This window comes from Hominisplanchenecus murintestinalis (genome assembly GCF_943193015.1).
Taxonomy (GTDB): Bacteria; Bacillota; Clostridia; order Lachnospirales; family Lachnospiraceae; genus Hominisplanchenecus_A; species Hominisplanchenecus_A murintestinalis.
Genome location: NZ_CALPCM010000035.1, coordinates 20611 through 29945, shown reverse-complemented (window position 1 = coordinate 29945; position 9335 = coordinate 20611). Strand labels below are relative to the sequence as shown.

8 protein-coding genes are annotated in these 9335 nt (G+C 40.3%); 1 reads left to right on the top strand and 7 read right to left on the bottom strand.

What is annotated here, in order from left to right; translation table 11 throughout:
* Window positions 1-77: 77 nt before the first annotated feature.
* The 7 genes from NFR99_RS11395 to NFR99_RS11365 form a co-directional block, all read right to left on the bottom strand.
* The gene (locus tag NFR99_RS11395; RefSeq protein ID WP_251353658.1) at window positions 78-2369 is read right to left on the bottom strand and encodes a DEAD/DEAH box helicase; all 2292 of its coding nucleotides are present in this window, start codon (window positions 2367-2369) and stop codon (window positions 78-80) included.
* Window positions 2360-4360, bottom strand: a complete 2001-nt coding sequence (locus NFR99_RS11390) for a site-specific DNA-methyltransferase (protein WP_251353657.1) — start codon at window positions 4358-4360, stop codon at window positions 2360-2362. Before NFR99_RS11390 ends, NFR99_RS11395 begins: the two co-directional genes overlap by 10 nt.
* 5 nt (window positions 4361-4365) lie before the next feature.
* The gene (locus NFR99_RS11385; protein ID WP_251353656.1) at window positions 4366-4578 is read right to left on the bottom strand and encodes a helix-turn-helix domain-containing protein; all 213 of its coding nucleotides are present in this window, start codon (window positions 4576-4578) and stop codon (window positions 4366-4368) included.
* Between the two features lie 241 nt (window positions 4579-4819).
* Window positions 4820-4984, bottom strand: a complete 165-nt coding sequence (locus NFR99_RS11380; RefSeq protein WP_251353655.1) for a hypothetical protein — start codon at window positions 4982-4984, stop codon at window positions 4820-4822.
* Window positions 4985-5012: 28 nt separating this feature from the next.
* A complete protein-coding gene (locus NFR99_RS11375; RefSeq protein ID WP_120484717.1) occupies window positions 5013-5711 on the bottom strand; it encodes a CvpA family protein in 699 nt (232 codons plus the stop codon).
* 8 nt (window positions 5712-5719) lie between these two features.
* A complete protein-coding gene (locus NFR99_RS11370; protein ID WP_251353654.1) occupies window positions 5720-6982 on the bottom strand; it encodes a DUF5711 family protein in 1263 nt (420 codons plus the stop codon).
* Between the two features lie 87 nt (window positions 6983-7069).
* Window positions 7070-8446 (bottom strand): LysM peptidoglycan-binding domain-containing protein, encoded by a 1377-nt coding sequence (locus NFR99_RS11365; protein WP_120484719.1) that lies wholly within the window; start codon window positions 8444-8446, stop codon window positions 7070-7072.
* A 286-nt stretch (window positions 8447-8732) separates the two neighbouring features.
* Here NFR99_RS11365 and yyaC point away from each other — a divergent pair, with 286 nt between their 5' ends.
* A complete protein-coding gene (yyaC, locus tag NFR99_RS11360) occupies window positions 8733-9284 on the top strand; it encodes a spore protease YyaC (RefSeq protein WP_120484720.1) in 552 nt (183 codons plus the stop codon).
* Window positions 9285-9335: the final 51 nt, after the last annotated feature.

Genomic DNA, 9335 nt, shown 5'->3' with positions numbered 1-9335 from the left:
AAATGCAATAAGCAGCTTAAATACAGTAACTATGTGGCTTTCAGCCACTTTCACGGCACAGCTGTGAATAATTCAGGCTAACTATTAATACAAATATCAACAGCATCTTTCAAAGTAGAACATGTTGTCGGGCAAATAGTTCCCTGTTTAACCATCCATACAGTATATCCCGATGTGTCTATCACTTCCTGACGCTCATTATACTTTTTTTCACTAACTAATCTAATGATTAATTCTTTACCCTCACATGCCTTTTCAATATAAAAAAGTTTTCTATTGCTATCTTCTGCAATCAAATGGCTGCCTTTTGTGTCTAAAGCCAATATTTCATTTTCTGTCCATACAATAAAATCTGGATTGAAAGTATCGGTTCCTTTTCCATCTAATAATGGGATCTTTAAAAAACCATTGGCCGGATTCCGCATCCATAATACATTTCTGCTATCTAATTCACGTGCAAATTCAAGTTCAAAAATATTAAAATCGCTATATTGTGGATGAACTGCATTGTGAAATTCTTTACTATCCTCTGTAATAAACACCTCTCCTATTGGTGTTGTATCTAACGGATTCTGCATAATAACTGAATTGCGCCTATAAATATCCGCAACCTTTTTTGCTTCGTTTTTTATGTATATTGCTGCATTACTATTATACTCTACCAAAGCATCAAATTTTTTTGCAGATATATCACACAAGGTTATAGCATTTTTAGCCAGCTTATCCATCTCTCTTTTAAATATCCATCTTGCAGTTACTTGATTACTATGCTGTGTTATGTATCCAATCTCTTCTCCACAATAGCTTCCAACCTCAGCTACAACCTGTATTTGATTACCAGCTCCTATTGTATTATTAACATCATAACTATAGTCAATCATTTTATCAATTACGTCCTTAATTTCCAGCATAGCTTTTTCTGAATTTATTACAATATCAGGAACTTCGACTTCCATTTTCGGCTGGACAGTTGGCCTGTTTTTTCCACTGCTTTTCGCTACATGATAGGATATCGCTATTTCCGGAATATCAATTGATAAAGTCTTTCTAATATCTTCTATAATGGACTTGAACACATCTTTTTCGTCTGTTTTTATATAAAAATTAGCCATGTTAAGTTTATCATCCGCATAATGTGTTGCTTTTGGCTGCCTTAAAACCCTTCCTATAACCTGAGTTACTTGCGTATTCGACCCCATATCCTTATCTATATAAGCAAAATAACAGGATGGATCATCCCATCCTTCTTGTAATGATTGATTGAAAATAATATGCCGATAATTTCCCGCAATAAATTCCTCATAATCATTGTCCCCACCACTAAAAAGATTAAAATTTGAAGGTTTAGGAAAACGTCTATCAAATTTCAGATTGCAATACACAGCTATTTCACGAGGCTCTATACCTTCGTCTACTAAATGTTTCCAAATCTTAATCGGTCTGGCTTTTCTTTCTTCAAATGGAACCAAGGGATCATCAACTTCTGAAGTTTCCAATAACATATTTGTATCACTTACATAAATTGCTTTTGGTTTGAAATCACATGCCAAATCCAAAACAGATTGTTCAACTTCCCTAAAATCCTCAAGTAAATTATGTATGGCTATTTCCATAGGCGTCATATAACCACCTATGGAAATAAACTTTTTAATCAAACCACTCTTAACTACCTGTTTATTGCTGACTACAGTTACCAAATCACTATCTTTTAATTCCTTTTCTTTTTTCAGCCTGGCAATATACCATTCTAATTCTTTAGGAACTTTCGTAGTCGCACTTGCCGCAATCAATGCTGTTGGATTTAAATCTAATAGCAGCCTTGTTTGTTGATCAGACAGATTATGCCCTTCATCATATACGATAATCAAATCCCTTATAACTCCACTATAATTTTTTCTTATTTTTAGCATCTCCCATAAGGAATTATTGGCATTATCTATACCTGTTTGGAAAACCCGTCTATCACCATCCGCTTTATCCTTTTGATTAATTTTTCCCACTGTTGCAATCAGCAATAATCCTTTTGTATCATCCAGCAAATCTCTTTCCCTGCATTCCAATAAAGGCTTTGCCAAAAAATCAGGAATATTTTCCACATACTTTCCCGATGTAAAATTTTCTAATGTCTGACTAACAATTACTTTTCCCTTAGACAACCATAATACCACTGGCTGTGTGGTCGAGTAAGCTCTTATTTGCTCAATACAATCGGCTAAAATCAATGTTTTTCCGGCACCTGTTATCGCTGACAAATTTTGATAAAACGGAACAAATTTTCCTCCCAATCCCGGTAAAGGCTCTTTCATATATTCACTATATCTACCTGCAATTTGCTCAGAAGCCTGTATCTGAAATTTCATCAATTCCATTCTTCTGTTTCCTCCTGGTTATTATAACGATCACTATTTTCATTAAGTCCTAAATGCATCAAAACTTTATCGGGAATTTGATAAAATTTCACTTTAGGCGTTTGATATACCTGATATCTTGCATAAACATGAAACGGGAATTTTACACCTTCTTTTTTTGCTTCTTCTAACAATTCCATGTATGTCTTCTGATTTAATTCTCCAACAGAATCTTCTCCGTTCCAGATTATAAAAAATCCTTCGTTTAATATATTATGCCCAACCAAATATTTGTAATCTTTATCAATACGGTCTATAACACTTGTGGCCCTCCTTCTATCATCTTCCCAGTGTGTTGTAATAATTATATCAATTAATTCATCTCTTTTCATTTCCAATATGGCTTTTGCATCTACTTTTTTATCTAATTCCCAATATTCAAAGCCATTAGATATGGATTGCTCTAATATTTGCAATTCTCCTGCTTTGTTTACCCGCTCACCAGTAATTGCACGTTTTATTCTTTCACGCGTCAATGTTTTAGCATATTTATCATCATCTTCGCCCTTTTCTATAAGAATAAAATTTCTTCTTGTGCCAGACAGCTCATTCAATTCCAGTACAGCATGTCCCGTTGTTCCTGAACCGGCAAATGGATCAAATACAATACCGTTACTTGGACACCATAATTGAATGATTTTCTCAATCAATTTCAACGGCTTAACTGTTTGAAAATCATGTCCCTTTCCCATAATATAATCTAATTCTTTTATTCCTGTCTGACTATGACCGCTTTCTTCATATGTCCATGATTGACAGTCCAGTTCAAAAATCTCGTCATAATCTTCATCTGCCCAAAATGTTAATGGCACTTTCCCTTGTTTAACATATTTTAAGTAACGTTTAATGGCAGGTCTCCCATAGCCATTTCTTAAGAAATAAAGTTCCGGCATTGTCTTCGTATTTCTTATATTAACAGCCTTTTGCTCTGCTTTCGTAACTATTTCATTCTTTTCACATTCCAAGGTGACAACGGGATTGTTATCAAGATTTTGATCTTCTGGTACATGTGGAATCGTTGCTCCTTTTATAACTAATGCCTTAGGTCTTCCCTCTCCTAAATCCTTTTCCACATATTTTGACCCCCACGCCTCTAAAAAAGATTTCATATTCCTTTTTGTATTCCTCCAAGAACCTGTGCCAGGATAGTGCAATGCTCCTGTGAACGGAGACTGTATCGCATATCTATCCTTATCTGACTTAGTACGTGCGACTGGGTTATCATCTCGCCACAGTCCTTCGGGATCATTATCCGGATTCTTATATTTCGCATTCATCTGTTCGGTGCGTCCTAAGAGTCCGGTCTTTGTCTGTTCTTTATTTTTAGCATATACCAAAATGTATTCTGTTGCACTCGATAAGTGTGTACTGTCATTTTTGGGTGCATAAGATTTTTGCCAGTTAATTATGCCCACCCTATTTTCTTCGCCAAATACCTCGTTTAAAAGCATTCCCAAATGAAAAAATTCCCGTTCATCTATGCAGATTGCCAAAACACCATTGGACTTTAACATTGCTCTCATCATCTGTATTCTTGGCAACATAAATTTCATCCATTTTGTATGCCTTGAACCATCTTCAATAGTCACTACCTCTCCCAAATCTGGATCATTAGGGTCAGTATCCCATTTATCATTATATCTAAAATCCTTTCCCGTATTATATGGTGGATCAGTAATAATTAAATCAATCTGTCCTTTATATTTATATAAAGTAACCATTGCCTGTAAATTTTCACCATCAACAAGAATATTTTTTCCCATTGATTTCTCAACATTAAACGATAATTTTTTATTTATCTTTATTATTCGGGGCATAACTTTTCTTTCGATAACTTGAGCTGTCCTTTTTCCATTAAACGATAATGTGATACCGCCATTTACCATTTTCTTGGCAAAATCTAACAGCTCCTCTTTACTCATTAATTCTAAACCGGCCAAATTATTTTCCATATATGTCAATCTCCATCCGCTTTAATATAATCGACAATATCACCTATATTGCAGTCTAATTCATAACAAATTTTTTCTAATACTTCCATGCTGACGCGTTGATTTTTGGTTAACTTAGCTAAAGTTGATGGACCTATTCCAATACGATCTCTTAAATTGACCTTATTCATACCTTTGTCAATCAAAAGTTTCCATAACTTGTTGTAACTCAATGCCATAAATCCCTCCACACTCTTCATTTGTCAATACAGAGTAAGCTAATAATACCACAAAAGTACAGATTTGGCAACTTTTCATACAGATTTTCATACCATTTTTACATATATAACATTTTGAAAATTGTAGCAAAGAATATCTTATTTTTCAATTATAACAGCTTTGACCATACACAAACTTTTTGTACTTGACAAAGGATAACCTTTACTATCTTTTTTCATCTTTTTACCGTGTTACATAACTTTAAACACCACCTAAACACCAAAAGGTTCCGAAGAATGCCCATATTACCGCATTCTTCGGAACTTTCCCCGTATAGAAGTCTTTCTTCTCAAAAAATTCCGTTATCTTTTCGCCCAGAATGTCCGCAATGCATGTCTCGTCATCACAGACGGCAATTTTAATCATATGCATTCCTTCCGCACGGCATAGAGCCTCAGAACATCTCTGCCATCATCCGAAGCATGATTTTCAGGAAAATATTGATATTATACAGAAAATCCAGTATAGGGCTTTCATGAATCATTTCCAGAAGCTTTCGTCCCGCGTCCGTATTTCCAAATGCCGTAATCACCAAAAAAGCAACCCACACAACCAGCAGCCCCTGCGCGGCTCCCAGAACCATTCCGAATGCTTTATTGATACTGTTCAGCACCGGAAGCTTCGCCAGGTTGTCCAGTGTCAGCACCGTCATGCGCAGCACCAGATTGACCACCGCCAGCGTAACAACAAAAGTCAGGATATTCAGAATCAGGCCCGCCATATATTCCGCAAGGTAATCCGAAACACCTTCAACTGCCCTATCCACACTGCTCCCGGAATCGCTTCCGCCAAGCAACTGTTTTTCCAACGCTTCCGGCAGCCCAAGCCCCTCTATGAACTTCTTCTGTTCCAGTCCTGAATTCTCCTGTCCTTCACCGCCTTTGAGCATTTCCCGGCAGTTCTCCTCCACCGCCTGGTATATCGGCGTATTCTCCTTGATAAAGTCACTGATGTACGGCGTTGCATAATACACCAGAACGGTCGAAGCCAAAAAGAAAAACATGCCGGCAAACACCCTGACAAACCCTCTGCTCCATCCGCTCAGGGTAAACGCCGCCAAAATCAGCAATATAATCCATGTCAGTACATTCATTTTATCACCTATTTCAATCTTATCGTAGAAACACTATTCTGCGAAATAACCATGTATTTTTGGAATCCATTTACTTTTATGATATCCTGTATCGCCTTATCGTATGTACAGGAAAATTTTTTGCGCCCTCCGGTATTATAAATCTCAAATTCCTTATCATTAAAGAAAATCAGACTGCCGCCTCTGAGCTTCACCTGCTTGTAATCCAAATCAAAATATGTTTTCGCCAGCAGCTTTCCATTCGTATCGTAGAGCTGCATCCGGTATTTATGATCCCGCTTATCACTCTTAAAGATAAACCCAAACTTATTTCCATCATGAAAAATGCTTAAAATTTCTTCTTCAAACTGTACCTTTTTCGTCTCTTCCGGTATCTGCTTCCCCTTAAAAATGCTGAATCCGTTGCTCAAAAATGCCACGGAAGTGCCCTCATCTGTAAAGATTACTTCTGGCGCCACTACATTTTCATAGATTTGAGAAGCTACCATATTGTTAATTTCTGCCTGCCCTACTGAATCAAAATTATAAAAACAGATTTTTGTATTCATAATACCCTTTGTAATGCATAGATAAGATACCATGATTTTCATGCCGTCAGGAGACAACGCGATGTCCAAAGGATATCCCGAATCACCCAATGAATTCCTGCTCTTTGCGATTTCCTCTCCCTGCGCGTCATAAAAGTTCACCCAGGTAATATCATCGTCATTTAAGACAGCAGCTACTACGCCCTGCTTCGCCACACGAACCTTTTCAACAGGAAGAGAGGTCTGGAACTGCCCCTGCTGCCCATTCTGGTTAAATACGTAAATCTGCGTGCCTTTCTGGTCAGCAATCACAGCCGTCGTCCCTCTCACATCTACAATGGGGCTCTGCATACTAAACGTACTGTTCCATAAAACGCTTCCGCTGCCCGAAACACATGTCACGCCATCCGGGCTGTATTTCAGAATATACTCGCCAAATTCCGTGTAGCCCGTCCCGTTAATATCCGTTCGTTTCTCTGTCATCAAAACTTTGTATTCCGTCCCGACATGCAAATAGAGGAAGAGCAGACCGCCAATCAGCGTCAGGCACACACAGCAGATAAACAGCAGAAGGCGCCTTCTGCGCGAGCCGCGGCGTCTCCCCGGCCAAAGCCTGAGTCGCCGCGGCCCCTCTTCCGCTGTCAGCGATTCTTCTGCCATCTCCATGTCCAAACGGTCCTCTTCCTCAATTTCCCTTTGTGTTTTCCTATATTTTTTAATCAAATGTGTAAAAAGTGACATCATATCATATCCTTCTGCAGAATATCTCTGCCCGCCGTCATTCTGTTAGCGGTACTATCATAACACAGTCACTCTTCTTCGTCAAAGACCTTACGGCAATTTAATCTTCTGTCCCGGAAGAATTCGGTTCGGGTCGGTAATGTTATTAAATGTACAGATTTCCTCCACTTTGTCGGCTGTCCCATAATACATCCGGCAAATATCCGCCAGAGTATCTCCGTCCTTTACCGTATAAAATGCCTGACGTGTCCTCACATTCCCGGAAGCTGCTTCCGCCGCTCCATCCTCTGTTCCCGGTGCCGCTGTATCTGCTCCGTTTTCTTGCGCTGACGCTGCCTCTGTCCCGGTTCCCTGTGTGGATGCTATATCTGTTCCAGCTCCCTCTGTAGATGCCATGCCCATCCCGCTTCCCGTGTCAGGCACGGACGCCATATCGGTTCCCTGTGCTGAAGCCGCATCTGTCCCATTCGGCAGGTTTGCCGCACCAGATAAATTATCTGCCGTGGCGTCTCCCGGCTCTCCGCCTTCTGACGCTTTCTGGTCTTCCATACTGTTTCCCGCTTCCTGATTCCCATCCGGAACCTCCGTCTGGCTCAGTCCATTTGTAAACTTTTCTGTTTCCGCGTCTTTCTTCCCCCTTGCTTCCTCTTTAGCAGACGCATTCGCCTCTACTACCCCTTCTGTTCCCTTCGCCATATCAGAAATCTGCATTTCCATGTCTTTCATTTTGTCATAATTGCTAATCATTGTCACGCCAAGCACCAGAATCGTCAGAGCCAAAAACGTACTCGCCGCATAAATAAAACGGGGATTTCTTGTCTGCCGTTCCTCCCCCTTTTCTTTCTCCTGCCCGCTCTTCTTCTCCTCCGATATCTTCCGAAAACTTTTAATTGCTCTGTCTGTGATTTTTTCTTCCTTCTCTACAGATTTCCCCTCATTTTTACGAACCATGTACTCCTGCATAGATTTATTTTTGTCATAATATACATAGTATCCTCCTGTTTTCTTGAGGACGCCGTTCTCCTCCGCGAAGATTACATCCTCTTTTTCCATTGGCTCATAGAGCAGCAGCACCGTATCTTCCCTGTCAAAATAGGATTTGAAAATCCTGTTTACCCGCTGGTCGGACGCTGTAGGCGGTTCTGTCATCTGCATTGACCATCCAAGTACTTCACTGTCCTCAAAGTATTCCCGGGCATCCCGATACACCTGTTCCCAGATGTTCTCGCCGAATTCCGTGTCATCCACCTGAATTGCCCCGTGGATAAAGATATACTTGCTTCCGTCTTTTTCCCACGTTTCTCCCAGCAGCACCGCAGCCTCTACCTGGTGAAGATATGTAACAACATAATCCTCCAGGTATACCTTTTTTCCCTTTCCTGCCTCTCCAATCTGACGTACATTTTTGGGCAGCCGCCTCTCATCCTTTCCGTCCTTGTCCTTTCCCTTGTAAACCATTTCAATCATTCCCCTGCACACTCCTTTATAACCAGTCTGCACCTTTCCCTTCTAATGGTGCTGGTCTATCATAGCATGTACTCTGTGCAGAATTTATCAATTCGTGGAAAAATTCTCCTGAGATTTCCGACATGTTTCGTACCTCGTTCCTATAAATACTTACAAACGTCTGCTTCTCTTACGCTAGCGTGTCTGAAAATTGCTTTCTGTCAGATGCGCTCTAGCGTAAACTGCTATGAATACTTCCCCGAAAATCAGGATAGACTTTAGAAAACATCTGGAAAGGAAAATAGAAATGTTTGGTTTGGAAGAAAGGATTTACTATATAGACTCAAAAAAAGACGACGCCTGCCTCCAGGTCAGCAAACGTCTTTCTACCCTCCTGCGCCGCTGCCAAAAGCATCTTCCGGGTTCTCCTGTGTTTATCTGTATCGGCAGCGACAGAGTGACTGGCGACAGCTTAGGCCCGATTATCGGCTCCGAACTAAAGAGAGCATTCCACGGCAGGATTCCTGTCTACGGAACACTGGAAATGCCTATCCATGCCCTGAACTTAAGCTCTGTCCTGACCGCCATAAAAAGCCATCATCAGCACGACATCCTGATTGCCATTGACGCATCCCTGGGAATCCCTGAACACCAGGGCTATATCACTCTCGGAAAAGGAAGCCTGGCTCCCGGGGCCGGCGTATCCAGGGATTTAGAACGCGTTGGAGATGTATTTATTACAGGAATTGTCGGTCCCTCCTCCCGCTTCTCCCACCTGACACTTCAGACCACACGGCTCTCTGCCGTCATGCCCGTAGCAAAGCAGATTTCCGACGGAATCCTGCATCTTCTATCCTAAAATATATTTTAAACATTCATTCCCGCAAACTATGGCGTATATCTGGCAGAA